At 76.5% G+C, this 24,461-nt stretch carries 26 protein-coding genes; 9 read left to right on the forward strand and 17 right to left on the reverse strand.

What is annotated here, in order from left to right:
- Positions 1-18: 18 nt before the first annotated feature.
- The gene (mshA, locus tag BLR12_RS09210) at positions 19-1,359 is read right to left on the reverse strand and encodes a D-inositol-3-phosphate glycosyltransferase (protein WP_091376746.1); all 1,341 of its coding nucleotides are present in this window, start codon (positions 1,357-1,359) and stop codon (positions 19-21) included.
- Positions 1,360-1,440: 81 nt separating this feature from the next.
- Here mshA and BLR12_RS09215 point away from each other — a divergent pair, with 81 nt between their 5' ends.
- Both BLR12_RS09215 and BLR12_RS09220 read left to right on the forward strand, forming a co-directional pair.
- Positions 1,441-2,223 (forward strand): SDR family oxidoreductase, encoded by a 783-nt coding sequence (locus BLR12_RS09215; RefSeq protein ID WP_091376749.1) that lies wholly within the window; start codon positions 1,441-1,443, stop codon positions 2,221-2,223.
- 54 nt (positions 2,224-2,277) lie between these two features.
- Positions 2,278-2,706 carry a GNAT family N-acetyltransferase gene (locus BLR12_RS09220; RefSeq protein ID WP_091376752.1) on the forward strand — a complete coding sequence of 143 codons (429 nt, stop codon included), beginning with the start codon at positions 2,278-2,280 and terminating at the stop codon, positions 2,704-2,706.
- Here the strand turns inward: BLR12_RS09220 and BLR12_RS24000 are convergent.
- A complete protein-coding gene (locus tag BLR12_RS24000) occupies positions 2,608-3,150 on the reverse strand; it encodes a hypothetical protein (protein WP_143018746.1) in 543 nt (180 codons plus the stop codon). The two genes, BLR12_RS09220 and BLR12_RS24000, sit on opposite strands and share 99 nt — an antisense overlap.
- 6 nt (positions 3,151-3,156) lie before the next feature.
- On the reverse strand, positions 3,157-4,164 hold the full coding sequence (locus BLR12_RS09225) for a UDP-N-acetylmuramate dehydrogenase (protein WP_091376754.1): 1,008 nt from the start codon (positions 4,162-4,164) through the stop codon (positions 3,157-3,159).
- A gap of 34 nt (positions 4,165-4,198) precedes the next feature.
- Between BLR12_RS09225 and BLR12_RS09230 the strand changes: the two genes are divergently transcribed.
- The 3 genes from BLR12_RS09230 (at position 4,199) to BLR12_RS09240 (ending at position 6,249) form a co-directional block, all read left to right on the forward strand.
- Positions 4,199-5,071 (forward strand): class I SAM-dependent methyltransferase, encoded by an 873-nt coding sequence (locus BLR12_RS09230; RefSeq protein WP_176832440.1) that lies wholly within the window; start codon positions 4,199-4,201, stop codon positions 5,069-5,071.
- Between the two features lie 68 nt (positions 5,072-5,139).
- A complete protein-coding gene (locus BLR12_RS09235) occupies positions 5,140-6,003 on the forward strand; it encodes a spermidine synthase (protein ID WP_091376757.1) in 864 nt (287 codons plus the stop codon).
- Between the two features lie 39 nt (positions 6,004-6,042).
- Entirely contained in the window at positions 6,043-6,249 is a 207-nt protein-coding gene (locus tag BLR12_RS09240) for a PspC domain-containing protein (RefSeq protein WP_091376760.1), read from the forward strand.
- A gap of 13 nt (positions 6,250-6,262) precedes the next feature.
- On the opposite strand, the gene BLR12_RS09245 is transcribed toward BLR12_RS09240, so the two are convergent.
- The 10 genes from BLR12_RS09245 to murD all read right to left on the reverse strand — a co-directional run bounded on the left by BLR12_RS09245 (position 6,263) and on the right by murD (position 14,748).
- Entirely contained in the window at positions 6,263-6,553 is a 291-nt protein-coding gene (locus tag BLR12_RS09245; protein WP_091376761.1) for a DUF2516 family protein, read from the reverse strand.
- 177 nt (positions 6,554-6,730) lie between these two features.
- Positions 6,731-7,456: a hypothetical protein gene (locus BLR12_RS09250; RefSeq protein WP_255363396.1), complete on the reverse strand. Its 726-nt coding sequence runs from the start codon at positions 7,454-7,456 to the stop codon at positions 6,731-6,733.
- The gene (locus tag BLR12_RS09255) at positions 7,453-7,965 is read right to left on the reverse strand and encodes a helix-turn-helix domain-containing protein (RefSeq protein ID WP_091376767.1); all 513 of its coding nucleotides are present in this window, start codon (positions 7,963-7,965) and stop codon (positions 7,453-7,455) included. Before BLR12_RS09255 ends, BLR12_RS09250 begins: the two co-directional genes overlap by 4 nt.
- 87 nt (positions 7,966-8,052) lie before the next feature.
- Entirely contained in the window at positions 8,053-8,997 is a 945-nt protein-coding gene (locus BLR12_RS09260) for an asparaginase (protein WP_091376770.1), read from the reverse strand.
- Positions 8,998-9,032: 35 nt separating this feature from the next.
- The gene (locus BLR12_RS09265) at positions 9,033-9,593 is read right to left on the reverse strand and encodes an RsiG family protein (protein ID WP_091376773.1); all 561 of its coding nucleotides are present in this window, start codon (positions 9,591-9,593) and stop codon (positions 9,033-9,035) included.
- Between the two features lie 28 nt (positions 9,594-9,621).
- Positions 9,622-10,728: a CAF17-like 4Fe-4S cluster assembly/insertion protein YgfZ gene (locus BLR12_RS09270; RefSeq protein ID WP_091376775.1), complete on the reverse strand. Its 1,107-nt coding sequence runs from the start codon at positions 10,726-10,728 to the stop codon at positions 9,622-9,624.
- Positions 10,728-11,192 carry a Fur family transcriptional regulator gene (locus BLR12_RS09275; RefSeq protein WP_091378357.1) on the reverse strand — a complete coding sequence of 155 codons (465 nt, stop codon included), beginning with the start codon at positions 11,190-11,192 and terminating at the stop codon, positions 10,728-10,730. The genes BLR12_RS09270 and BLR12_RS09275 overlap by 1 nt, the downstream gene beginning before the upstream one ends.
- A 10-nt stretch (positions 11,193-11,202) precedes the next feature.
- Complete coding sequence (locus tag BLR12_RS09280; RefSeq protein ID WP_176832441.1) at positions 11,203-12,090, reverse strand: glutamate cyclase domain-containing protein; 888 nt, start codon at positions 12,088-12,090, stop codon at positions 11,203-11,205.
- Positions 12,087-13,427 carry a MurL-like N-terminal domain-containing gene (locus BLR12_RS24440; RefSeq protein ID WP_176832442.1) on the reverse strand — a complete coding sequence of 447 codons (1,341 nt, stop codon included), beginning with the start codon at positions 13,425-13,427 and terminating at the stop codon, positions 12,087-12,089. Before BLR12_RS24440 ends, BLR12_RS09280 begins: the two co-directional genes overlap by 4 nt.
- A complete protein-coding gene (murD, locus tag BLR12_RS09285) occupies positions 13,420-14,748 on the reverse strand; it encodes a UDP-N-acetylmuramoyl-L-alanine--D-glutamate ligase (RefSeq protein WP_091376783.1) in 1,329 nt (442 codons plus the stop codon). The genes BLR12_RS24440 and murD overlap by 8 nt, the downstream gene beginning before the upstream one ends.
- Before the next feature lie 169 nt (positions 14,749-14,917).
- On the opposite strand from murD, the gene nhaA reads away from it, so the two are divergent.
- A complete protein-coding gene (nhaA, locus tag BLR12_RS09290) occupies positions 14,918-16,291 on the forward strand; it encodes a Na+/H+ antiporter NhaA (RefSeq protein ID WP_091376788.1) in 1,374 nt (457 codons plus the stop codon).
- A 320-nt stretch (positions 16,292-16,611) separates the two neighbouring features.
- Entirely contained in the window at positions 16,612-17,313 is a 702-nt protein-coding gene (locus BLR12_RS09295) for a hypothetical protein (RefSeq protein ID WP_091376792.1), read from the forward strand.
- 85 nt (positions 17,314-17,398) lie between these two features.
- On the opposite strand, the gene BLR12_RS09300 is transcribed toward BLR12_RS09295, so the two are convergent.
- From BLR12_RS09300 to BLR12_RS09310, 3 genes are all read right to left on the reverse strand, one after another.
- Positions 17,399-19,090, reverse strand: coding sequence for a DUF885 domain-containing protein (locus BLR12_RS09300; protein ID WP_091376796.1), 1,692 nt, complete (start codon positions 19,088-19,090; stop codon positions 17,399-17,401).
- Positions 19,087-19,632 carry a heme-binding beta-barrel domain-containing protein gene (locus BLR12_RS09305; protein WP_091376799.1) on the reverse strand — a complete coding sequence of 182 codons (546 nt, stop codon included), beginning with the start codon at positions 19,630-19,632 and terminating at the stop codon, positions 19,087-19,089. The genes BLR12_RS09300 and BLR12_RS09305 overlap by 4 nt, the downstream gene beginning before the upstream one ends.
- Positions 19,633-19,829: 197 nt before the next feature.
- Positions 19,830-20,759: an NAD-dependent epimerase/dehydratase family protein gene (locus BLR12_RS09310; protein WP_091376802.1), complete on the reverse strand. Its 930-nt coding sequence runs from the start codon at positions 20,757-20,759 to the stop codon at positions 19,830-19,832.
- A 125-nt stretch (positions 20,760-20,884) separates the two neighbouring features.
- Between BLR12_RS09310 and BLR12_RS09315 the strand changes: the two genes are divergently transcribed.
- Positions 20,885-21,568 (forward strand): TetR/AcrR family transcriptional regulator, encoded by a 684-nt coding sequence (locus BLR12_RS09315; RefSeq protein ID WP_091376805.1) that lies wholly within the window; start codon positions 20,885-20,887, stop codon positions 21,566-21,568.
- 1 nt (position 21,569) lies between these two features.
- Entirely contained in the window at positions 21,570-23,663 is a 2,094-nt protein-coding gene (locus tag BLR12_RS09320) for a DUF4184 family protein (RefSeq protein ID WP_091376808.1), read from the forward strand.
- Positions 23,664-23,734: 71 nt separating this feature from the next.
- On the opposite strand, the gene ribB is transcribed toward BLR12_RS09320, so the two are convergent.
- The gene (gene ribB / locus BLR12_RS09325; protein ID WP_218120604.1) at positions 23,735-24,403 is read right to left on the reverse strand and encodes a 3,4-dihydroxy-2-butanone-4-phosphate synthase; all 669 of its coding nucleotides are present in this window, start codon (positions 24,401-24,403) and stop codon (positions 23,735-23,737) included.
- Between the last annotated feature and the right edge of the window lie 58 nt (positions 24,404-24,461).

Here is a 24,461-nt window from a genome sequence, read left to right on the forward strand (position 1 = left end):
GCACGACGACCGAGCCGCTCACCGGGCGACCTGGGCGCCCAGCGCCCGCGCCGCACCCGTCGCCCACGCCGGGCGGAGCAGCGTGCCCGCGACACCGGCGGCCATCTCCTCCGCGGCGGCGGCGTAGGCCGCGACCAGGCTGTCGACGGTGCGCTCCCAGGAGAAGGCCCCGGCGTGCCGCCGCGCCCCGGCCGAGAGCAGTTCGCGACGGGCCAGCACCGCGCGGAAGGCGGCGGCGTAGCCGGCGGGGTCGCGGCCCTCGACCAGCACGCCCGAGACGCCGTCCCGGACGGCGGTGCGCAGGCCCCCGACGGCGGCCGCGACGACCGGCGCCCCGCAGGCCTGTGCCTCCAGGGCGACCAGGCCGAAGGACTCGTTGTGGCTGGGGACGACGGCGACGTCGGCGGCGCGGTAGTGCTCGGCGAGCAGGTCGGCGTGCACCGGCGGCAGGAAGCGGACCAGGTCGGCGATGCCCAGCTCCGCGGCCAGCTGCTCCAGCTGGCGGGGCGCCTCCAGGCCGGTGCCGCTCGGGGCGCCGACGACGTGCACCTGCAGCCGCGCGCGCAGCGCCGGGTCGTCGGCGAGCATCCGCGCGGCGGCCTCGAGCAGCAGGTCGGGGGCCTTGAGCGGCTGGATGCGGCCGACGAAGAGCAGCACGACGGCGTCCTCGGGCACCCCCAGCCGGCGGCGGGCCGCCGTCCGGTCGCCGGGGGTGAAGCGGTCGAGGTCCACGCCGGGCGGGACGACGAGGGTGCGCCGCGGGTCGGCGCCGTAGTGGTCGACCAGCTGGCGGGCCTCGTCGTCGGTGTTGGCCACCAGCCGGTCGGCCTCGGCCACGACCTGCTCCTCGCCGATCACCCGGGCGCGCGGCTCGGGCCGGTCGCCCGCGGCCAGGGCGGCGTTCTTCACCTTGGCGAGGGTGTGCGCGGTGTGGATCAGCGGCACGCTCCACCGGTCGCGGGCGAGCCACCCGACCTGGCCGGACAGCCAGTAGTGCGAGTGGACGACGTCGTAGTGGCCCGGCTCGTGCTGCGCCTCCTCGCGCAGGACGGCGGCGGTGAAGGCGCACAGCTGGGCCGGCAGCTCCTCCTTGCCCAGGCCCTCGAACGGCCCGGCGCTGACGTGCCGCACGGTGACCCCGGGGACCATCTCGACCACGGGCGGCAGGTCGCTGGAGGTGGCGCGGGTGAACACGTCCACGGCGATGCCGCGGTCGGCCAGCCGCCGGGACACCTCGACGACGTAGACGTTCAGGCCGCCGGCGTCACCGGCGCCGGGCTGGTCGAGCGGGCTGGTGTGCACGGAGAGGGTGGCGACCCGCCGGGGCACGGCCGAGCGGGGACGACGGCGAGCGGCCACCCGCGACCTCCCGCCTCGCTCCAGGGCGCCGGGAGGCACCCGCTCGACTTCGCAGTCTGCAACAACGCCAGGATGGGTCTCATGCCCGGTCCCTCGTCCCAGTCTCTCCCCGTTCCCGCAGGTGCGCCCGGTGCGGGGCGGGTCGCGGTGGTCACCGGCGCCTCCAGCGGCATCGGTGCGGCGACCGCGACCCGCCTGGCCGCCGATGGCTTCGACGTCGTCCTCGGTGCCCGGCGGATGGACCGGCTGACCGAGCTGGCCGCCACCATCGGCGCCCGCGCGCTGCCGCTGGACATCACCGACGCCGACTCGGTGGCGGCGTTCGCCGGCGCCCTGGACCGGGTCGACGTGCTGGTCAACAACGCGGGCGGGGCCTTCGACGCGAGCCCCGTGGCCGAGGCGGACCTGGACTCCTGGGCGCGCACCTACGAGGTCAACGTGCTGGGCACCGTCCGGCTGACCAAGGCGCTGCTGCCCAGGTTGATCGCGTCGGGCGCCGGTGACCTGCTGTTCGTCGGGTCGACCGCGGGGTTGATCAGCTACGAGGGCGGCGCTTCCTACACCGCGGCCAAGCACGGCGTGCACACGCTGGCCGAGACGCTGCGGCTGGAGCTGTTCGACCAGCCGGTGCGGGTCATCGAGATCGCGCCCGGGATGGTGAAGACCGAGGAGTTCACCCTCAAGCGGGTCCAGGACCGGGAGCGGGCGGAGGCGGTCTACCGCGGGGTGCGCGAGCCGCTGGTCGCCGAGGACATCGCCGACTGCATCGCCTGGACGCTCACCCGCCCGCACCACGTCAACATCGACCTGATGGTCGTCCGCCCGCGGGCGCAGGCCGCCCAGCACAAGGTGCACCGCGAGTAGGAGGACCCCTTCCTCCCCACCCCCCGCGAGCCCGGGAGGGGGCCGGTCGGGGCGGTGGTGGGCGCAGGCCGCACGTACGCCCACCCGGAGGGCCTCTCCCCGGAGGACGCGCGGCCGCTCTGGACGGAGCGGCCGCCGGGACGGACGGTCGTCGCGGTGGACGGCGGGACGGTGCTCGGCAGCGCGGGGATGTGCCCGAACCGGCCCGGTCGCGGCCCGCACGTCGCGACCGCGAGCTTCCTGGTCGACCCGGCCGCGCAGGGGCGCGGCGTGGGCCGGGCGCTGGGCGAGCACGTCGTCGGCTGGGCCCGCAGCGCCGGCTACCGCGGCATCCGGTTCACCGCCGTCGTGGAGACCGACACCCCGGCTGTCTCCCTGTGGCGGTCACTCGGGTTCGTCGTCATCGGCACGGTGCCCGGTGCGTTCGACCACCCCGAGCACGGCTTCGTCGGCCTGCACGTGGTGTTCCGCGACCTCACCTGACCACCCGGTGCCGGTGGTTCTCGCGGGTTGCCAGCGCTGCAGGACCAGCAACGGACGAGGAACGCCGGCGGTGCGGCCGCGCCACCACCCCTCGACGACGGTCCGGCCACGACCGGACGCCTCCTCCGTGGCGGCGACCGCGGTGACCGTGTCCCGGACGAGTGTCAACCGGCGCTCCCCAGGACGGCGGTAGGCCAGCAGCTCCCAGTGCTCGCGGGCGCAACGGCCGTCCCAGTCGAGGGCGTGCACACCCTGGATCCGCACACCGGTGTCGTCCATCCCCATCGAGACGGCGACGTCCTGACCGGGCAATCGCGCCACGTGCCGTGCCAGCACGTCCTCTGCCAGGCCGGCCGCCTCACGGTGCAGGGCGCCGAGCTCCTCGCCGTCCCCCGGCGACGCCGTCGTCCACCAGGACCACCGGCCGGACTGGCTGGATCTCACCGGCCGTCAGGGACGGATCGCGGTGGGCTCGCGCTCCAGGGTCACACCGAAACGCTCCTGCACCGCAGCGATGATCTTCTCGGAGAAGGCGAGCAGCTCCTCGGCGGTCGCGCCGGGCTCGGTGGTCAGCGCGAGGCTGTGGCGGGGCGACGTCCCCACCCGGCCGTCACGCGTGCCGCGGCCGAAGCCGGCGTGCTGCACCAGCCAGGCGGCGCTGAGCTTGACCGTGCCGTCGCCGGCGGGCCAGCTCGGGCAGCCCTCGACCGCCCGCTGCGCCGGGACGACCGGGTTGGTGAAGAACGAGCCCGCGCTGCGGCTGGTGGGATCGGCGAGGTCCCAGACCATGCCCTTGCCGCGGCGGAGTTCCAGCACCGCAGCGCGCACGTCGGCCAGCGGGGCCCGCTCCCCCAGCTCGACGCCGAGGGTGCGCGCCAGCTCGGCGTAGCCCACGGGCCGGGACAGGTCACCCGGCTCGAGGTCGAACGAGACGGTCAGGACGACGAACCGGCCGGCCTCGCGCTTGAGTCGGCTGTCCCGGTAGGCGAACCCGCAGTCCTCCGGGGTGAGCACCTGCTCGGCCGACTCCACCCGGTCCCACACGCGCACCGCGGCGATGACCTGGCCGACCTCCTGGCCGTAGGCGCCGACGTTCTGCACCGGCGTCGCCCCGGTCGAGCCCGGGATGCCGGACATCGCCTCCATGCCGGCCAGCCGCTGCTCGACGGTGTGCGCGACCAGGTCGTCCCAGGGCTCGCCGGCCTGCACGACCAGCCGGCCGCCGTCCCGCTCGACACCCCGGCTGCGGACGACGACCACGTCCCCGGGCCAGCCGTCGTCCGGGGCGATCAGGTTGGAGCCGCCGCCGAGGACCAGCAGCGGGCGCCCCGCGGCGTCGGCCTCGCGGACGGCGGAGACCAGTTCCGCGGCGTCGGAGACCTCGACCAGCCGGTCGATCGGACCGCCCACGCCGAGGGTCGTCAGCTCCGCGAGGCGGGCGTTCCGTCGGACCTGCACGGCACCACGCTAACCGCGACTACGCTCTGGACCGGTGAGCGAGGCAGGAGGCCGACCCGGGAGAGGCGAGGACCACAAGCGCCGGGCCAGCCTCCCGAAGAAGGCCAACCCCCGCCTGGCCGCCGGCCGGGCCCGCGCCCTGGGACTGCCGACCCGCGGTACCACCAACGCCAACCGGCTGCGCCGGGTCGACCGCTGGCTGATGGCCACGCAGCTGCCCCGGCTGCGCGACGCCGCCCGCCCGCTCGTCGTCGACCTGGGCTACGGCTCGTCGGCGGTCACCACGCTGGAGCTGGCCGACCGGCTGGGCCCGGAGGTGCACGGCCTCGAGGTGGTCGGCCTGGAGATCGACCCCGAGCGGGTGACCGCCGTCGCCGCCGACCGCGACCCGCCGCGCGTCGACTTCCGCGTGGGCGGCTTCGAGCTGGCCGGCCTGCGCCCGGTGCTGGTGCGCGCGTTCAACGTGCTGCGCCAGTACGACGAGGAGTCCGCCGCCCGGGCCTGGCAGACGATGTGCGCCGCGCTCGGGCCCGGTGGGCTGGTGGTCGAGGGCACCTGCGACGAGTGGGGACGGCGCTCGGCCTGGGTGGCGCTGGACGCCGACGGGCCGCTCACGCTGACGCTGTCCGCCCGGGTGGCCGACCTCGACCGGCCCTCGGACCTGGCCGAACGGCTGCCCAAGGCGCTGATCCACCAGAACGTCCCCGGCCAGCCGGTGCACGGGTTCCTGCAGGCGCTCGACACGGCGTGGGCCTCCGCGGCGGGGCTGTCGACCTTCGGCCCGCGCCAGCGCTGGACCGCCGCGGTCGAGGCGCTGGCCGAGCAGGGCTGGCCGTTCGTCGGCTCCAGCCGCCGGTGGCGGCACGGCGAGGTCACGGTGCGCTGGTCCGCCGTCGCCCCGGTCTGAGGCGTCCCCGGGGGAACGGCTCGCCGGTCGGGGAGGATGGCCGCTGTGCGCCCCGCCCCGATGACCCGATGAGCCGCCGCAGGCAGGCCGGGCAGGTGGTCCCGCCCGGTCCCACGCCCGTCGCCGGCGGCACCGCCGAGCTGCTGGGGGACGCCGACCGCGACGGCTCCTGGGTGCTCGTGGTCGACGGGACGCCGCAGTCGCACGTCGACCTCGAGGACCCCACCCACCTGGAGTTCGAGTACGTGCGCCGGATGGGCCACGTGCTCGACCTCGCCGCCGAGGAGGGCCGGCCGATCGACGTCGTGCACCTCGGCGGCGGCGCGCTGACCCTGCCCCGCTACGTCGCTGCCACGCGCCCCGGCTCGCGGCAGCGGGTCGTCGAGCTCGACGGGCCGCTGACCGAGCTGGTCCGCGCCCACCTGCCGCTGCCGCGCGACGCCCGGGTCCGGGTGCGCGCCGCCGACGCCCGTGCCGGACTCGCGGCCCTGCCGCCGGGCAGCGCCGACGCGGTCGTCAGTGACGTCTTCGCCGGGGCCCGCACCCCCGCGCACCTGACCAGCGCCGAGTACGCCCAGGAGGCGCACCGGGTGCTGCGGCCCGGCGGTGCGTTCGTGGTGAACGTCGCCGACGGCCCGCCGCTGCGCTTCGCCCGCACCCAGGTCGCCACGCTGCGCGCCGTCTTCCGGCAGGTGTGCCTGCTGGCCGAGCCGGGCACGCTGCGCGGCCGCCGGTTCGGCAACCTGGTCGCGGTCGCCTCGGACGCCGAGCTGCCGATCGCCGCGCTGGTGCGCCGCTGTGCCGCCGACCCGATGCCCAGCCGGGTGGTCGAGGGCGACGACCTCGACCGGTTCGCCGGCAGGGCGCAGCCGGTGCACGACGCGGACGCGGTCGCCTCGCCCGAGCCGCCGGAGGGCGTCTTCGCGCGCTGAGCCCGGGCACCGGCCCGCCGCCGACCGTAGGGTCGGGGCATGACCCCACCTGCGCGCATGCCCCTCCGCCGCGACACGCGTCACAAGGTGGTCGCCGGCGTCTGCGCGGGGCTGGCCCGGCGCTTCGGCATCTCGCGGAACGGCCTGCGCCTGGCCTTCGTGCTCTCCTGCATCCTGCCAGGCCCGCAGTTCATCGCCTACATCGTGCTGTGGATCGTCATCCCGAAGGACACCCGGGGCTGGTGACCGCCCCGGCCGGTCACCAGCTGTTGCCGCCCCGGCTCAGCCCGCGGACGGCGGGCCGGACGTCGACCAGGTAGACGATCGCGGCGATGACGGCCGGCAGGCCCAGGAAGCTCAGCGGCGTCCGGGTCAGGAAGATGACGAGCACGGCGAGGCCGAGGATGGCCGCCCAGCCCGGCTTGGTCAGCTTGCCGGCGGCGACGTAGCCGGCGGCGGGCCGGACCAGCGCGTCGACGAACGCCCACAGGGTGAGCGCCAGGGCCGCCCAGAACAGCACGGCGTACACGGCGGCCTGGAAGGTCCACATGCCCCGCAGGGTACTCGTCGGGGGCCTCCCGACCATGCTCGCCGAACCCTTCTGAGGGGGTCCGGACACGGCAGGGCCCCGGAGCGCTGCACGCAGCTCCGGGGCCCTGGGACCAGGTGGCCTCCCTGCGGGGTCCCGCCGCGGGCTCGCGAGCCGCGGGGGGCAGGGGTGTCCTTCTCAGTCGTCGCGCTTGGTGGCGCGGGAGACCCGCGCCGAGGTGCCGGCCCTGGCCGACGTCCGGGCCGCGGTGGTCTTCTTGGCGGCCGGACGCTTCTTCGCCGGAGCCGGCGCCGGCTCCTCGCCCGCCTCCAGCGTGGCCTTGGCCTGGTCCGCGGCCTCGTGCGTGGCCTCCTCGGCCCGGTCGATGGCCTTCTCGGCCTTCGCCGCGGTCTTCTGCGCGATCGAGGTGACCTCGTTGGACGCCTCGGCGACGGCCTCGGCGCTGTCCTCGAGCACCTCCTCGAGGGCGTCCTCGACGGCGTCCACCGCGCGCTCGGCGCGGCCGACGACCTTGCGGACGACGGGCTGGCGGCGCAGCTCCTCGACGACCTCGGCGCCGCGGACGGCGAGGGTCTCGATGGTGGCGACCGTCTGGGTGCGGGCGGTGCTCACCAGGCCGGCCACGGTGCCGGCGACCGCCTCGGGGTGGACGGCGGAGGCGACGTGCTGGGCCTGCGCACGGGCCGCGCGCACGGCCTCCTCGGCGCGGGTGCGGGCTTCCTTGGTGGCCAGGTCGACCTGCACCTGGGCCTCGCCGGGCAGCGCCTCGGCGCGCGAGCGGAGCGTGCCGACGACGGCGCGGGCGCGCTCGACGGCCAGGTCACCGGCGCCGACGGCGGCCAGCAGGACCTGCTTGTTCTGGAGGGCGACGGTCTCGCCGTACTCCTTCAGCGTGTTCTTCATGCCGATTCCTTCGTGGGGCGGGACGGGGCGGGGTCGGACGGGGCGGCCGGTGCGGGGGTGTGCACGGCGTGCTCCCGGACGTAGGTCTCGTACAGCTCGAGCAGCACCGCCTTGTGCCGCTCGGACAGCGACGCGTCGGCGCGGATGGCCGCGACGGTGTCGGGGTTGCCCGAGCGGCGGTCGAGGATGCCGGCCTGCTCGTAGAGCGTCTCGGCCGAGATCTTCAGGCCCTTGGCGATCGCGGCCAGGATCTCCGCCGACGGCTTGCGCAGCCCTCGCTCGACCTGGGAGAGGTACGGGTTGCTCACCCCGGCCGTGCGGGCGAGCTCCCGGAGGGACACCCGGGCGGCGTTGCGCTGGTCGCGGATGAACTCGCCCACCTGCGACCCGGTCGCCGCGACCTTGGAGCGCTCGGCGGCCACCGTGTCCACGACACTGCCGGCGAGGTGGTCGACCGCCTCGCGGACGGTGGTCACCTGCTCGCGGACGAAGTCGCCGGGGTTCTGCACGTCCTCACGCTAGGCCCGGGTGCTAGCTCCTGCAAGCGGAGGAGCTGGCGCCCGGGCGTGAGGCCTCTCACACCCGGACCGTTCGGCTCAACCCGTCAGCGCGGCCGCCGGGCGGACCTCGCCGACCACGCCGTCCCCGCCCGGGACCGGGGTCTGCGCCCAGGGCGCCAGCTGCCCAGCGGGCACCCCGAGGCGCAGCAGCCCGGCGCACAGCGCGGGCGTGCGACCGCGGTCGCCGCCGTCGTCCAGCTTCAGCGCCACCGCGCCGCGGCCGGGGACGGCGGCGACGTGCACGCCGTCCGCCCCGCCCTTGACCAGCAGGCCCGGGACGGCACGCATGAGATCGGTGTCCTCGCGGCCGGTGCCGGCCACGGACCAGGGGTGCGCCCGCATCGCGTCGGCCACCAACCGGTCGCGCGTGCCGGGCGCGGCCTCGACGAGCGAGGCCACGCCGCGGGCCAGGCCGGCGAGCGGGAGCGCGTGCTGCGGGGCGCCGCAGCCGTCGACGACCACGGCGGACACCGGCGCGCCCGCGGCCTCGCCGAGCCGGGCCTCGACCGCCTGCTGCAGCGGGTGCGCCCGGTCGAGGTAGCCCCCGGTCGGCCAGCCGGCGGCGACGCAGGCCGACAGCATCGCGGCGTGCTTGCCCGAGCAGTTCATCGCCAGCCGCTCCGGGGCCCGTCCGGCGGCCAGCCAGGCCGCGCGGGTCGCCTCGTGCGAGGGCAACGCGGGCGGGCAGCCGAGGTCGCCGGGCGTCAGGTCCGCGGCGGCGAGCATGCCGGCGACCAGCTCGCGGTGGCCGTCCTCGCCGGAGTGCGAGCCGGCGCCGATGGCCAGCTCGTCGTCGGAGCGCGGCGTCCAGCCGGCGGCCAGCAGCGCGGTGGCCTGCACCGGCTTGTTCGCCGACCGCGGCAGCACCGGCCGGTCGACGTCCCCCACCGCGTGCAGCACGGCGCCGTCGGGGCCGACGACGACCAGCGACCCGCGGTGCACCGACTCCAGGAAGCCCGAGCGCCACACCTCGACCAGCACCGGGTTGTCCGGCCACGGTGACGCACTGTCCTCGTTCAGTGCCTACCCTCGTCGGCGAGCAGGGCGGCGACGTCGGCCTCGCCGTTGCGGTACCGGCGGCCGAGCTCGGCGGCCAGCCCGTCCATCACCTGCTGCACGCCGCGGCGGCGCTCGGACAGCGACACCTCGGCGGCGGCCAGCGAGCGCGCGGCCTGCTCCAGGTCGGCGTCGGACAGCTCGGGCACGTCGGAGAGGTCCACCCCGCGGGTCAGCGAGTTGACCCAGCTCTCGTACTCCTCGGGCGCGGCCGGCTGCACGGTCTGGTGCCGGCCGAGGCCGTGCGCGGGACCGCGGCCCTTCTCGGCGAGGATCTCCGGGAGCAGGTCGACCAGCGACCGGCCGTCGTGCTCGGCGCGGCGCTGCAGTTCGCGGCGCACGATGTCCAGCCGGCCCTGCAGCAGCCGCCGCGTGTAGGAGAGGTTGACCTCCTCCTGCTCGGCCCGGCGGCGCAGCGTGCGGACCTCGGCCATCGAGCGCTGCACCGCGGCGTCGAGGAAGCCGGGGTCGAGCAGGGCGTCGACGGCGGCGCCGCCGGCGCGGGTCGGTTCCGGGGTCACGAGCGGGCCTCCACCTGGGGTCGTGCGGTCACCGGGGGATGGTCCCAGACCGCACGGCCTGGACCCGTTCCCGCGCCGCAGCGACCGTGTCGTCGAGCGCGGCCGGCGCGTCGTCGGGGTCGATCGCGGCGCGGCCGCCGGCCACGGTCAGCTCGGCGTCCATCGCCACCGACTGCTTGACCAGCGCCAGGGCGACGACGCCGAGCTCGTGGTGGCGGACGACCGAGCCGACCCGGCCGACCTCGCGGGCACCGGCGAGCACCGGGGCCCCCGCCCCGGGGAGCTGCTCGGTCGACCCGTCGAGGTGCAGCAGCACGAGTCGCCGCGGCGGGCGGCCGAGGTTGTGCACCCGCGCGACGGTCTCCTGGCCGCGGTAGCAGCCCTTGGCGAGGTGCACGGCGCTGGTCAGCCAGCCGGTCTCGTTGGGGATGGTGCGGTGGTCGGTGTCGACGCCCAGGCGTGGACGGCGGGCCTCGACCCGCAGCGCCTCGTACGCGTCGACGCCGGCGGGGGTCGCCCCCGCGCCCAGCAGCGCCTCGGCGCGGGCGGCGAGCTCCGCGCGCGGCACCAGCAGGTCGACGACGGGGGCGCCGTCCCCGATCGGGGGCATCCGGCGCACCCACCCGCCGCCGTCCAGGGCGAGCACCGCGTACGGCGCGGCGGGCACCGGCAGGCCGGCGGCGGTGAGCACGGCGTCGGCGCGCGGGCCGACGAGCGACAGCAGCGCCCACGCGTCGGTGACCAGCGCGGGCTCGACGCGGAGCATGAAGCGCATCCGCTCCAGGTACGTCTGCAGGGCCGCGCCGGTGCCCGGCTCGACGTCGACCCAGGTGGTGCCGGCCAGCTCGGCGAGCACGAGGTGGTGCTCGACGTGCCCGTTCGGCGACAGCTCGAGCGCCTCGGCGCCCGCGCCGTCGCCGAGCTGCTCGAGGTGCTGGGTCAGCAGGCTGTGCAGCCAGGTCAGCCGGTCCGCACCGGGGACGACGAGCACGTCGCGGTCGCTGCGGTCGACCAGGCCGGCGCCCTCGGCGAGGTCGCGCTGCTCGCGCAGGGGGCTGCCGAAGTGGGCGGGGACGGACCCGTCCTCCACGGCGACGGCACCCGGGTGCGACAGCAGGGGGCTGGGGTGGGACATCAGGACTCCGATCCGGCTCGTTCGCGGCACGCGCGGCACGTCCCCGACAGCGCGACGTGCCCCACGTCCAGCTGGAAACCGAGGTCGGCCGCCAGACGTTCCGCGGCGCCGTCGAGGAGTGCGGGGTCGGCCGAGGAGATCTCGCCGCAGCTGGCGCAGACCACGTGCAGGTGCGGGTGCTCGGCGGCGTGGTAGACCGGCGCGCCCTTGCCGAGGTGGGTGTGCCACACCAGCCCGAGCCGCTCCAGCAGCTCCAGGTTGCGGTAGACCGTCGAGGTGTCCGGTGCCGCGCCGTCGGGCCCGGCCTCCTCCCGCAGCCGGGTGGCGATCGCCTCCGGGGTGGCGTGCTCGAGCGCGGCGACCGCGCCCAGCACCCGCTGGCGCTGGGTGGTCAGCCGCAGCCCGCGGGAGCGCAGCCGCTCGGCGAGCGGTGCGGTGTCCTCGGGCGGGTGCGGGTGGGGCACGCCGTCGAGCCTAGGCCCGGGCGAGGGCGCGGAGATCACCGAGCAGGTCGGCGTACCCGGCCACCGGGACGCCGTCCACCGTGGCACCCGGGCGGCCGGTGACGCCGTCGACCGCGCCGGCCGCGGTGGCCGCGTCGAGCACCCGGGCGTCGACCTGCGGGTCCAGCAACGCGGCGAGCCGGTCGGCGTGCGCGGGGGTCAGCAGGGCCAGGCCGGCGACCAGCCCGGCGCAGCCCCAGTTCGACGTCCCGGCGACGACGAGGGCGTCCACCGGCACCCGGCAGGCGATCCGGTCCCCGTGGGCGATGCAGGCGGCCACGACGTCGGCCGGCACGTTGCCCATGCCGATCTCGTTGCCGCCGTCGCCGACCGCCCCGGTCACGAGGCCGGGCAGCGCGAACGCCGCGTGCAGCGGCGCGGTGGAGCCGGTGACGTCGACACCGCGCATGGTCAGCACCCGGCCGTCGGCGGCCGGGCCGAGCCGCTCGACCGCGACCAGGTGCGACAGCCCCAGCGCCGCCACGCGGTCCCGCACCTGCCCGGCGTCCGCCGCGACCGGCAGCACCTCGAGCCGGCCGGCGCCGAGCACCGCCAGGCACGCGGCGGTCACCTCCGCGCACGGCTCGTCGGTGAGCACCACCGGCTGGGCACCGACCGCGGCCAGCGCGGCGGCCAGGACGGCGACGCCGACCGGGCCGTCGGTCTCGGCCGCCGGGTCGGGGGCCCAGGCGATGTGCACACCGGTCACCAGGCCGACCCGGCTCCCGGCCCGCCCGGCGGCGGCCAGCTCCCCGGCCAGGCGGGCGAACTGCCCCGGGACGGCGGCAGCCAGCCCGGTGACCTCGCGGGCGCCGGGACGCAGCAAAGCGCGTTCGACCGCGGCGAGCGCCGCAGTCACCGGACGGGCGGGCGGGCCTCCGCGAGCACCCGCTGCAGCGAGGCGAGGTACCGGTCGGGCACCGAGTGCTGCCCGCGCGGCGGCAGGAAGCCCTCGACGGTGGCGCCGGTGACGGCGGCGAAGGACGCCGCCTCCTGCCCCAGCGCCCGCACGACGGCGTGGTCGCCCCAGGCCGCGCTGCTGGCGAGGTGCGCCATCGCCGCGGCGCTCTCGGCCCGCTCCCCCACGCAGTCGAACGGCTTCTCGGTCGCCCACAGCTTCCGGAAGCCGTCGGCGAGGGAGAGGTCGGTCAGCGGGTCGCCGCCGAACATCCCCAGCGCCTCGGCCGGGGTCAGGAAGACCGCGAAGCACAGGAAGGTGAACAGGCACTTGTCGCAGTGCAGGCACCAGCGCTGGGTGGCCTCGCCGCCCATGTGGGCCTGCGTGTACGAGCGGTTGCAGCTGAGGATCTCCCCGCGCAGCTCCGGCAGGTCCGCCACCGCGGCCACCGTCGCCAGCTCCGAGAGCTGCCGGGTCAGGCTGAAGTAGCCGACGCCCACCTCGGCGGCCGCGGCGGCGAACAGCCGCTCGAACTCGTAGGACTTCGAGTACTGGTGGTTCACCCGGGCGCCGTTGACCGTCAGCGTCTCCTCGTCGGCGGAGCGCTCGTTGGCGAACACCACCGGGTCGAACCCGCCGAGGACGGCGACCAGCGTCGAGATCGCCGAGTTGATCGCGGTGACCGGCACGTGCCCGTTCAGGCCCCCGGCCCGCGTGCGCTCCGCGAGCAGCGGGTCCAGCCGGCGCCGGACGCCGATCAGCGAGACCCCCGCGGCGCGGGCGACGTCGCGCTGGGCGTCGGTCGGGTTGACCGCCAGCGCGGTGGCCGGGGTGACGACGACCAGCGCCAGCGCGGAGTCCTTGCCGCCGCCGACCGGGAGCAGCGCCTCGCGTCCGCCGCCGTCCACCGGCGCGGGGAGGTCGTCGGTGAGCTCCCTGTCCTCGATCGTGGCGTCGAAGGCGACCTCGTGCGGCACCGGCAGCCGGTTGACCGCGGCGAACTCGCCCAGCCCGTGCGTGTAGGCGGCCTCGGCGACGGCGGCCTGGGCCTTGGTGACCGGCCGCTGCACGACGACGCGGCCCGGCGCCCGCAGCTTGTAGTAGCTGGTGCCCATGACCAGGTGCACCAGGTCCAGCGCCGCGTCGACCCGCGCCGGGTCCGCGCCGGCGAGCAGCTCCGTGTCGAGGGTGAGCCGCTCGGTGAACTCGTCGCCGGCCAGCCGGTAGGTGAAGGCGGCCTCGCCGGTGGTCGGGTCGAGCGAGCGGCCGGCGACGACGAAGGCGTCCTGCTCAGACACGCTGGGCTCCGGCGTCGAGGAGGATCTGCTCATAGGTCCGTGCCAACTCCTCGTAGTTGCGGAAGCGGTTGTAGCTCGGCGCGCCGGGCGAGAGCAGGACCAGCCCGCCCGGGCGGGCGGTGCGCAGCGCCTCGGCCACGGCGTCGGCGAGCGAGCCGGTCTCGGTGACCGGTGCCTCGACGCCGGCGGCGGCCGCGGCGGCGCGCAGGTCGGCGGCGAGCCGGGCGCCGGTGTCCGGGACGGTCAGCACCTGCACCGACCCGCCCCGGGCGACGACGGCGGCGGCCAGGTCGGTGTAGTCCAGGCCGCGGTCCTGCCCCCCGGCGATCAGCGTGACCTGCTGCCCGGCGAAGGCGTCGATGGCCGCCCGCACCGAGACCGGGGTGGTGCTCAGCGTGTCGTCGACGAACGTGACGCCGTCCCGCGTGGCCACCGGGTAGAGCCGGTGCGGCAGCGCCCGGAAGTCCGCGACCGCGGCCCGGACGGCCTCGGCGGACCGGTCGAGGTCCACGCCCATCCGGACGCACGCGGCCAGCGCGACGTGCACGTTGGCGACGTTGTGCACGCCGGCCAGCCGCTCCGGGCGGAAGCCGGCCAGCCGCGCCTCGGGGACGACGTCGGCCGGGTCGACCAGCACCTCCGGGTCCAGGTGCCGCTCGACGATCGACCGGGCCTGCGGGCCGACGACGACGGTGCCCGGGCCGCACGCGGCGAACACGTGCAGCTTGTCGCGGTAGTAGGTGTCGACGTCGCCGTGCCAGTCCAGGTGCTCGGGCGCCAGCGAGGTGACCGCGCCCCAGCCGGACCAGCCCTCGACCGCGGCCGCCTGGTAGCTGGAGACCTCGATGACCAGCGAGGTCCCGTCTCCGACGGCGTCGTCGAGCAGGACGTCGAGCAGCGGGGTGCCGATGTTGCCGGCGTGCACGGCCGGGCGGCCGGCGGCCTCGAGCACCGCGGCGGCCAGCGCGCTGGTCGTGCTCTTCCCCTTGGTCCCGGTGACGCAGAGCGTGGGCACGTCGCGGGCGGCGAACTCGGCCAGCGCCACGCCGGTGCCGGAGGTCAGCGTGGTCCGGGCCGCGAGCGCGCGGGCGTCCTCGCGGTAGGGGCTGATGCCCGGCGAGCGGAACACCAGGTCGCAGCCGGCCAGCGCGGCGACGTCCGTGCCGGCCGGCACGCCGTCGGGGAGGTCTGCCGGCGGGACGGCGTCCACGACCTCGACCCCGGCCGCGCCGGCGGCCAGCGCGGCCCGGACGGCGGCGCGCCCCTCGCGGCCGTACCCCCAGACGCCGACCCGGCGCCCGGCCATCTCGGCGAGCCTCACCGGCCGCCCCCGGACGGCGGTGCAGGGCGGGCGGTCACGGCGTCCACTGTACGGAGGGCGGGCCCACCGGACGGCGTGCGCGGCCGGTCGCCGGTAGGGTCCTGGGACAGGTGCGCCGGGAAGTCTGGTCGGCAACGTCTCTGCCGTCCCCTCACCCCGGAGCCGCCCCGTGAGCCCCTCCACCCGCACCCCCCTCCTCGGCCGGGGCTCCTGGTCGGAGACCAGCCGGATCGCCGACATCCTCCGCAAGGAGACCGTCGGCGGGGCGCTCCTCCTGGTGGCGGCGGCCATCGCGCTGGTGTGGGCCAACTCCCCCTGGGGTGGCGCGTACGAGACCCTGCGCGACACCGAGGTCGGCCCGGCGGCGCTCCACCTCGACCTGTCGCTGGGTACCTGGGCGGCCGACGGCCTGCTGGCTGTCTTCTTCTTCGTCGCCGGGCTGGAGCTCAAGCGCGAGTTCGTCGCCGGCGACCTGCGCGACCCGCGCCGCGCGGCGCTGCCGATCGCCGCGGCGGTGGGCGGCATGGCCGTGCCGGCCCTGTTCTTCGTGCTGGTGAACCTCGGCCGGGACGACGGCGCGCTGCGCGGGTGGGCGATCCCGTCGGCGACCGACATCGCCTTCGCCCTCGCCGTCCTGGCGGTCATCAGCACGCACCTACCGGCGGCGCTGCGCACCTTCCTGCTCACCCTCGCCGTGGTCGACGACCTGCTGGCGATCGTGGTGATCGCGGTCTTCTACACCGACGACTTCTCGCTGACCGCCCTGCTGCTGTCCTTCCTGCCGCTGGCGGTGTTCGGGTTGCTCGTGCAGAGGCGGATCCGGTCCTGGTGGCTGCTGCTGCCGCTCGCGGCGGTCACCTGGGTGCTCATGCACGAGTCCGGGGTGCACGCCACCGTCGCCGGCGTGCTGCTGGCGTTCACCGTCCCGGTGGTGCGCAGCGAGGCCGCGGGCGGCCCGGACGCCGGCCCGGGCCTGGCCGAGCACTTCGAGCACCGCATCCGGCCGATCTCGGCCGGCATCGCGGTGCCGGTGTTCGCGTTCTTCTCCGCCGGCGTCGCGGTCGGCGGGCTCTCCGGGCTCACCGAGTCGGTCACCGACAGCGTCGCCGTCGGCATCACCGTCGGGCTGGTGCTCGGCAAGGCGATCGGCATCACCGGGGCCACCTGGCTGGTGTCCCGCTTCACCCGCGCGGAGCTCGACGAGAGCCTCGGCTGGCCCGACGTCCTCGGGCTCGCCCTGCTCGGGGGCATCGGGTTCACCGTCTCGCTGCTGATCACCGAGCTGGCCTTCGGCATGGGCACCGAGACCTACGACCACGCCAAGGTCGGCATCCTCACCGGCACCCTGCTGGCCGCGCTGGTGGCCACCGTCGTGCTGCGGCTGCGCAACCGCCGCTACCGGCGGATCTACGAGGAGGAGCGGGCCGACTTCGACCAGGACGGCGTCCCGGACGTCTACCAGCGCGAGACCGTCGACGACCGCGCCGACCACCGGCTGGACCGGGACGGCACACGCCCCCCCGGCGGTTCCGCCGACGGCTGAACTACTGCGTTGCCGAGTCCCCGGACGCGACGTACCGTCGACGTACGCGAGAGAGGAGGTGGTCCGAACAATTGAATTCTTATCGGACTCGTGAGGTGGCTGTCCGCTAGCCGCCGTCCAGATGGGCCGCCCGTTCGGAGTGGAATCCGAACGGTGGCACGATCGCCCGTCCGTCGTACGGCGGCGAGCGAGAACCGGACAGTCACCCGACCCCCGGGCCGCCGACATTTGTCCAGTCGGCCCACGTGCAGCCCCTGGCCCCGCCAGGCAGGTCGCCGTGGAGCAGCCCGGGGGTTGTCCGTTCTCCGGGGAGGTCCACGGTGCCCGCCGGCCACTCGGTCGAGACCGACCCCTCCCCCGGCGCCTGGGTCGCCGCCGCGCTGCGCCGCGACCGCTCCGTCGCCTCCCTCGTCCCCCCGGTCTTCGCCGCCTACGCCCGGGTCCTGCACCCCGCCGTGCGCTACGCCGGGGACGACGACGTCGACGTCCGCTGGGACGAGGTCGCGGCCCACAACGGGACCACCGCCCATCGGCTGATGCAGTGGCCGGCCCTCACCGGCTCGTGGGAGCACGTCGGCGAGGAGGACCAGCCCGGCGTCTGGAACGACCACCCCGCCGAGGGTCACCTCCCCGCGCACGTCGCCCGCACGCTGGCCGGGCTGCTCGCCGGGTGGACGGCGACGCCGCAGGAGTGCTGGTTCGGCTGGTGCGACGACGGCTCCCCCGACCGCCCGCACCTGTCACTGCCCAGGTGCGACGTCCTGCTGCGCTCCGGGCCGGTCGAGCTGGCCTCGGCCAACTTCGCCCCCGAGCCGCAGGAGCAGAGCGCGGCGGTGTGGTGGCCGGCCGACCGCGCCTGGCTCGTCGCCACCGGCCCCACGCTGATGAGCACCTACGTCGGCGGGCCGGCCGGTGCGGTGGACGCGCTGCTGGCCTCCCTGCTCGAGGTCCACCCGGCGTCCCCCGGCGACCCCGTGGGCTTCGACGCCGACCGGGTCAACCCCGCGCCGTCGCGCTTCTGAAAGAGGACCCCTCTGCCCCCCACGCCTCGCGAGCTCGGCGCGGGTCCCTGCAGAGGGGCCGCCCCGGTACGCCACGGGTCCTCTCTCAGAGGACGGCGAGCTCCGCGGCGAGGTCGTCGAGGCCCAGCGAGCCCTGGGAGAGAGCCGCCATGTGCCAGGCCCGGCGGTCGAACGCCGCACCCCGGGCCCGCTCGGCGGCCGCCCGGCCCTCGCGCCAGGCGCGCTCCCCGAGCTTGTAGCTGATCGCCTGGCCCGGCAGCCCCAGGTAGCGGACCAGCTCGCTGTCGAGGAACGCCGGGGTCGCGCCGCTGTGCTCGCCGAGGAAGGCCCGCCCGAGCTCCGGCGTCCACGGCCGGCCGCGGGAGCCGGCCAGCGCGCCCTCGGCGTCGTCCGGGACGGGCAGCCCCAGGTGCATGCCGATGTCGATGACCACCCGCACCGCCCGCAGTTGCTGCGCGTCCAGGTAGCCCAGCCGCGTGCCCGGGTCGGCGAAGTGGCCCAGCTCGTCCATCAGCCGCTCGGCGTACAGCGCCCAGCCCTCGACGTTGGCGCCGACCGAGCCCAGCGACGTCTGGTAGGTCGACAGCTGCCCGGAGACGTAGGCCCACTGGGCCAGCTGCAGGTGGTGGCCCGGGACGCCCTCGTGGTACCAGATCGAGGTCAGGTCCCAGAGCGGGAAGCGCTCTCGGCCCAGCGTGGGCAGCCAGGTCCGGCCCGGGCGGGAGAGGTCCTGCGAGGGGCGGGTGTAGTACGGCGCGGCGGCGCTCCCGGGCGGCGCGATCATCGCCTCGACCCGGCGCACCGGCTCGGCGAGGTCGAAGTGCACGCCGTCGAGCGCGGTGATCGCCTCGTCCATCATCGACTGCAGCCGCGCGCGGATCGCCTCCTCGCCCTCGACCGCGGGACCGTGCACGTCCAGCCAGCGCATCGCCTCCATCGGCGTCGCACCGGCCAGCACCCGCTCGGCCTCGGCCCGCTGCTCGGCGAGGATCCGCCGGTGCTCGGCCCAGCCCCAGCCGTAGGCCTCCTCCAGGCCGTCGCCGGCACCGAGGTCCGAGCCGGTCCACCGCCGGGCGGCCAGCGCGTACCGGTCGCGGCCCACGGCGTCCGGCGTCCCCTCCGCCTGCGGCAGGTAGCCGTCGCGGAGGAAGTCCCGGACCTCGGCCACCGCCGCGTCGGCGGCGCGCGCGGCGTCGTCCAGCTCGCCGCGCAGCGCCTCCGGGCCGCGGGCGGCGAACGAGCCGTAGAACGGCCCGGCCAGCCACTCGCCGAGCTGCTCCACCACGGTCGACACCTGGCGCGGCGCGACCAGCAGGCCCCGGCGGGCGCCCTCCTCGAGCGACGCGCGGAAGCCGCGGTGCGCCTCCGGCACCCGGGCCATCCGCCGGGCGACGACGGCCCAGTCCTCCTCCGACGCCGTCGGCATGAGCAGGAACACCTGGCGGATCGAGTGCACCGGGCTGGAGAGGTTGGACAGCGCCCGCAGGCCCTCGCCGGCCTCGTGCGCGGCCAGCTCCGCGCCCAGCCGCTCGCGCAGCAGCCGGGCGCAGCGGCGCTCGACCGGGTCGTCGTCCAGCGACGGGTCGGCCGCCAGCACCCGGTCGAGCCCGGCGAGGGTGTCGCGGGCCAGCTGCGCCTCGGCCTCGAGCCCGGCCGGGCTGACGTCGGGCAGCCGGTCGTCGCCGGGGCGGGTGCCCAGTGAGGTGGCGACGATCGGGTCGAGGTCGCAGACCGCGTCGACGTACGCGTCGGCCACCTGCCGGGGCGTGCTGCTCACCGCAGCCGCTCCAGGCGGGCGGACATCGTGGGACGCAGCGGCCCGTCGGCGCCCGCACGGTCGATCGCGTACATGAGCGCGCCCTCGACGATGCCGTACAACCGGACGGCGCGGGACACCTCCGGGGCATCCGGCGTCCGGGCCAGGACGTCGCTGGTCAGCTCCCAGCTGGTCGTCGTCCGGGCCGTGCCGACGTAGAGCTCGACCAGCCCGTCGGGGCTGGTGACCAGCAGCTCGACGTCGTCCCCGCCGCGCGGCCGCCAGAACCCGGACTCCCGCACGGCGGGCCCGACGACCTGCCCGTCGTCGGTGAGCCGCCAGGTGCGCGAGTCGTAGGCGAGGAAGCCGCGGCCGTCGTGGCTGAACCGGACCCACTGGCCGAACCGGTGGTCCCCCGCAGGCCCGGCGGCCTGCCCCTCGCCGTGCCACTCGCCCAGCAGCGGCAGGACGGCCAGCAGCTCCTCGGACACGTCCGGGCCGGAGCGGACGTCGACGGTGTCGGGGACCGGCAGCACGGTACCGCCGCTCGCGGACTCGGTCATCGGCGCGCCCCCCCGGGACGACGGGCGAGCCGGGCGGCGCCGTACCCGCAACCGAGCGCCGCGAGCGACGTCAGGGCGACGAGGACCCAGGCAGAGACCATGCGCTCCACCGTAGGGCCGGCTGGTGACGTGCCGGAACGGCCCCGTCCAGGGCCCCCTCCTGAGCGTGCGGAGGACGGGGAGGACGGGGTCCTCCCTCAGGCGGTCGCCGGCACCGCACCGGCGGTGGCCGCGACCACCTCGTCCCAGGGCGTGGGGGTGAGCCCGAACGCGGCGGTCGTGGCCGACGCGTCGGTGACGTAGGGCCGGTCGAACTGGTGCCGGACGTCGACGACCTCGCGCACCATCGGCGAGACCAGGCCGACGGCACGCAGCACCGGCCACGGGACACCGCGCACCCGGGCCGGCGGCCCCCCGACCGCGGCGGCCAGGTCGGTCAGCGCCCGCCGCTGCGAGCGGGGAGGTGCGCTGGGCACGTGCCAGGCCCTGCCCCAGGCCCGCTCGTCGGTCGCCAGGGCGGCCAGCGTCGAGGCGACGTCCGGCAGGTACGCCCAGCTGCGCGGGACGTCGGGGTCGCCGACCACCCACGCGGTCCGCCCCCGGCGCAGGGTCGGCAGCTGCCGGACCAGGTGCGAGTGCGCGGCCGGGACCTGCGGGCCCACGAAGTCCGCGGCGCGCGCCTCGGTCACCCGCACCCGGCCGGCCTCGTGCGCGGCCAGCGCGTCGGCCCACATCCCGATCCGGATCCGCCCCTTGAGGTCCGTCGCGGCCAGCGGGGTGTCCGGTGACATGGGGCCGGTCGGGCTCCCGTAGACGTAGAGGTTGCCCATGGTGACCAGCACCGCGCCGGTCCGCTCGGCCGCGGTGAGCAGCGCGGCGGCCACCGGCGGCCAGTCGGTCGCCCAGCGGTGGTAGGCGGGGTTGACGGCGTTGTACAGCGCGTCGGCCCCCTGCGCCGCGGCGGCGAGGGCACCGGCGTCGGCGGCGTCCACCCGCCGGTGCTCGACCGCGTCGGTCGACACCCCGCCGCTGCGCGAGAGCACCCGCACCCGGTGTCCCCGGCCGGCGAGCAGGCCGGCGGTGGTCGTCCCGACGGGGCCCTTGCCCACGATCACGTGCAGTGCCATGGCTCCTCCTGGAGTATTTCGAGAGCACCGCTCTCGGATGCGGACGACGCTCGCACGGATGACGAGCACCGTCAAGAGCAGTGCTCTCGGTTGCGTACACCGCTCACCGTGGGCACCATCGGGACGTGCCGACCTCCGTACGCGAGCGCGTCCGCGCCGAGCTGACCGCCGAGATCACCGCCGCTGCCCGCCGGCAGCTGGCCGAGGTGGGCGCGGCCGGTCTCTCGCTGCGGGCCGTCGCGCGGGAGCTGGGCATGGCCTCCTCGGCGGTCTACCGCTACTTCCCCAGCCGCGACTCCCTGCTCACCCGCCTGATCACCGACGGCTACGACGCCCTCGGGGCGGCCGCGGAGGACGCCGACGACCCGGCCGCGCCCCCGCGGGAGCGCTGGCTGGCAGTGTGCCGCGCGGTCCGGTCGTGGGCGCGGGCGCACCCGCACGAGTACGCGCTCCTCTACGGCTCCCCCGTGCCCGGCTACGCGGCGCCGCGCGACACCGTCCCGGCCGCGGCGCGCGTCGGCGTGGTCCTGGGCCGGGTCCTCGGTGACGCGGCCCGCTCCGGCACGCTGCCGGCCACGGCCGGCGACCACCGCGACCCCGAGCTGGTGAGCGACGAGACGGCCGCCGTCCTCGGCGGGGAGCACCCCGCCCTGGACGACGCCGTGCGACTGCGGGCGCTGCTGGCCTGGAGCGCGCTGTACGGGACGATCAGCTTCGAGCTCTTCGGCCACCTCGTCGGGTCGGTCGCGGACACCGACCGCTGGTTCGAGGTCGCGATGGGCGAGCTCGTCGGGCTGGTCGGTCTCTGACGTGCCCTTCACCGGCAGCCACCCGGCCGCGGTCCTCCCCCTGCTGCGCACACCGCTGCCCACCTCGGCGCTGGTCGCCGGCAGCATCGCGCCCGACGTGCCCTACTACCTGCCGTTCGAGCTGCCGTGGGGGACGCACACGGCCCTGGCGGTCGTCACGGTCGACCTGCTGGTCGCCGCGCTGACCTGGGCGCTGTGGCACGCCCTGCTGGCGCCCGCGGCGGTGTCCGCGGCACCGGCCGGGGTCCGCGGCCGGCTGGCGGGAGTCCCGCTGGGGCTGCGCCGCCGGTTGCGGTCGGTCCGCGCCGGGGTCCTGATCACGGCCGCCCTGGTCGTCGGCGCGGCGGTCCACGTGCTCATCGACGAGTTCACCCACCGCGGCCGCTGGGGCGCCGAGAACCTCGCCGTCCTGGCCGGGGACTGGGGGCCGCTGCCCGCCGTCCGCTGGCTGGACTACGCCGGCACCGTCCTCGGCGGAGCGGTGCTGCTGGCCTGGCTGGCCCTCTGGTGGCGGCGCACCCGCGCCGTCCCCGCGCCGGCCCGGCCGCGCTGGTGGCTGCCGTGGGCGGGGCTCGTCGCCGCCGGGCTCGTCGGCGGGCTGAGCGCGGTCGGAGGGGCGCCGGACCTGCGCTCGGCCGCCGTGGCAGCGGCGTTCCGCGGCGGCGGCGTGGTGCTGGCGGCCGCCGTCGTCCTGGCCCTGGCCGACCGCGCCCGCCGCGATCGGCGGCCGGCCGGTGCCGATGGGCGACGTGACGGTCGAGTCGCACCCCCGATGGGGCAGTCTGGCGGACCGGAACGGTGCCAGGCGGAGGGGAGGCGGCAGTCCGTGGACGACGGCGAGGAGGGCGCGGTGCGCTCCGACGTGGAGACGCTGCTCTCCCGCACGCTGGCCCGCTACGAGCGCGTGCTGGCCAACGTCGCCGACGGCATCTACGGCCTCGACGCGTCCGGGCGCGTGGAGTTCGTCAACCCGGCCGCGGAGCGCATCACCGGCCACCCGGCGGAGGGGCAGCTCGGGCACGACCAGCATGCGGTGATCCACGGTCGCCGGCCCGACGGGTCGCCGTACCCGAAGGAGGAGTGCCCGGTCTGGCACGCCCTGCAGACCGGCCGGACGGTCGCCGCCGACTCCGAGGTCTTCTGGCGCCGCGACGGCAGCCCGGTGCCGGTCGAGCTGATCGCCGTCCCGACGGTCGAGGACGGCGCGGTGACCGGTGTGGTGGTCTCCTTCCGCGACCTGACCGACCGGCTGGCCGCCCGGCGCCAGGCCGCCGAACTGCGCCGGCTGACCGAGCGGGCCGCGGCGCAGCGGGCGCTGTCGGACCGGCTGCAGCGGGCGCTGCTGACCCCGCCGCCGGAGCCGGACCACCTGCAGGTCGCCGTCCGGTACCGCCCGGCCGCCCACGAGGCGTGGGTCGGCGGTGACTGGTACGACGCGTTCCTGCAGCCCGACGGCGCGACGATGCTCGTCATCGGCGACGTCGTGGGCCACGACAGCGACGCCGCGGCGGCCATGGGCCAGCTGCGCGGCCTGCTGCGGGCGCTGGCCTACGACAACGACGAGCCCCCGGCGGCGACGCTGACCCGCGCCGAGCACGCCGCCCGCGGACTGGCGGTCAGCACGCTGGCGACCGTGGTGCTGGCCCGCATCGAGCGCCACCCGGACGTGCCCGTCACCGGCACCCGCGTGCTGCGGTGGAGCAACGCCGGCCACCTGCCGCCGGTGGTGCTGGCCGCGGACGGCACCACGACGCTGCTGGAGACCCGCCCTGACCTGATGCTCGGCGTCGACCCCGACGCGCCGCGCGCCGACCACACCACCGAGCTCGCCGACGGCTCGACCCTGCTGCTGGTCACCGACGGGCTGGTCGAGCGCCGGGACTCCGACCTGGACGCGGGCCTGGACGCGATGCGGGAGGCGCTGCGCGACCTCGGCGAGACGCCGCTCGAGGAGCTCTGCGACACCCTGCTGACCCGGATGCTGCCGGTGGACGGGGCGGACGACGTCGCGATCGTCGCCGTCCGCGCCCATCCCGAGGACCGCCCGCGACCGCCCGAGGCCGGCCCCAACCGGCTGCCACCCGGCGTCGACTGAACCCGGACGGCACGACGCCCGTCCCGGCGGGAGCGGGGACGGGTGCTGCGGCGGTCCCGACGGTCACGCGGTCATCCGCGGCCCGGTCCGGCTGCGGGCACGGTGCCGCCGGCCGTGGAGCCCGGAGCCCGGTCGGTCGGCCCGAGCAACTGCGCGATCGCCAGCACGGGCAGGGCGTGTCGCTCGGCGAGCGCACAGATCTCGTCGAAGCGCATGAGGTCCCCGCCGTCCTGCACCAGCTCGCCGATGACGGCCACCGGCGGCAGTCCCGCCCGAGTGCACAGCTCCACCGCGGCCTCGGTGTGTCCGGGCCGCTCGGCGACACCACCGGGCCGGGCGCGCAGCGGGAGCACGTGCCCCGGGCGCACGAGGTCGGCCGGTCCGCTCGCCGGATCGGCCAGTACGCGAGCCGTACGAGCCCGGTCGGCCGCACTGATCCCGGTGCCCACGCCCTCGCGGGCGTCGACGGAGACGGTGTAGGCGGTCCCCAGGGCGTCCTCGTTGGTCTCGACCATGAGGGGCAGCCGCAGGCGGTCGGCGAGCTCACCGGTGAGGGGGACGCACAGGTAGCCCGACGTGTGCCGGACCGTCCAGGCGACCCACTCCGGACTCGCGAGCGCGGCGGCGAGGACCACGTCGCCCTCGTTCTCCCGTCCCTCGTCGTCGACCACGAGGACGGGGCGCCCTGCGCGCAAGGCGGTCACCGCCTCCGCCACGGTCGACAGCCGGCTCGCGGACACGGCACGACCGAGTGGTGCATCGATATTCATCAGTAGCCCATTCACCCAAGAGAACGCG

It is taken from the genome of Geodermatophilus sp. DSM 45219, assembly GCF_900104025.1.
Lineage (GTDB): Bacteria > Actinomycetota > Actinomycetes > Mycobacteriales > Geodermatophilaceae > Geodermatophilus.

Excerpts from the sequence above, each read along its gene's own strand:
- BLR12_RS09215 (WP_091376749.1), top strand. The coding sequence starts at position 1,441 with ATGCCCGGTCCCTCGTCCCAGTCTCTCCCCGTTCCCGCAGGTGCGCCC.
- BLR12_RS09235 (WP_091376757.1), top strand. The coding sequence starts at position 5,140 with ATGAGCCGCCGCAGGCAGGCCGGGCAGGTGGTCCCGCCCGGTCCCACG.
- BLR12_RS09240 (WP_091376760.1), top strand. The coding sequence starts at position 6,043 with ATGACCCCACCTGCGCGCATGCCCCTCCGCCGCGACACGCGTCACAAG.
- BLR12_RS09245 (WP_091376761.1), bottom strand. The coding sequence starts at position 6,553 with ATGTGGACCTTCCAGGCCGCCGTGTACGCCGTGCTGTTCTGGGCGGCC.
- BLR12_RS09250 (WP_255363396.1), bottom strand. The coding sequence starts at position 7,456 with ATGAAGAACACGCTGAAGGAGTACGGCGAGACCGTCGCCCTCCAGAAC.
- BLR12_RS09270 (WP_091376775.1), bottom strand. The coding sequence starts at position 10,728 with ATGTCCCACCCCAGCCCCCTGCTGTCGCACCCGGGTGCCGTCGCCGTG.
- BLR12_RS09305 (WP_091376799.1), bottom strand. The coding sequence starts at position 19,632 with ATGACCGAGTCCGCGAGCGGCGGTACCGTGCTGCCGGTCCCCGACACC.
- BLR12_RS09310 (WP_091376802.1), bottom strand. The coding sequence starts at position 20,759 with ATGGCACTGCACGTGATCGTGGGCAAGGGCCCCGTCGGGACGACCACC.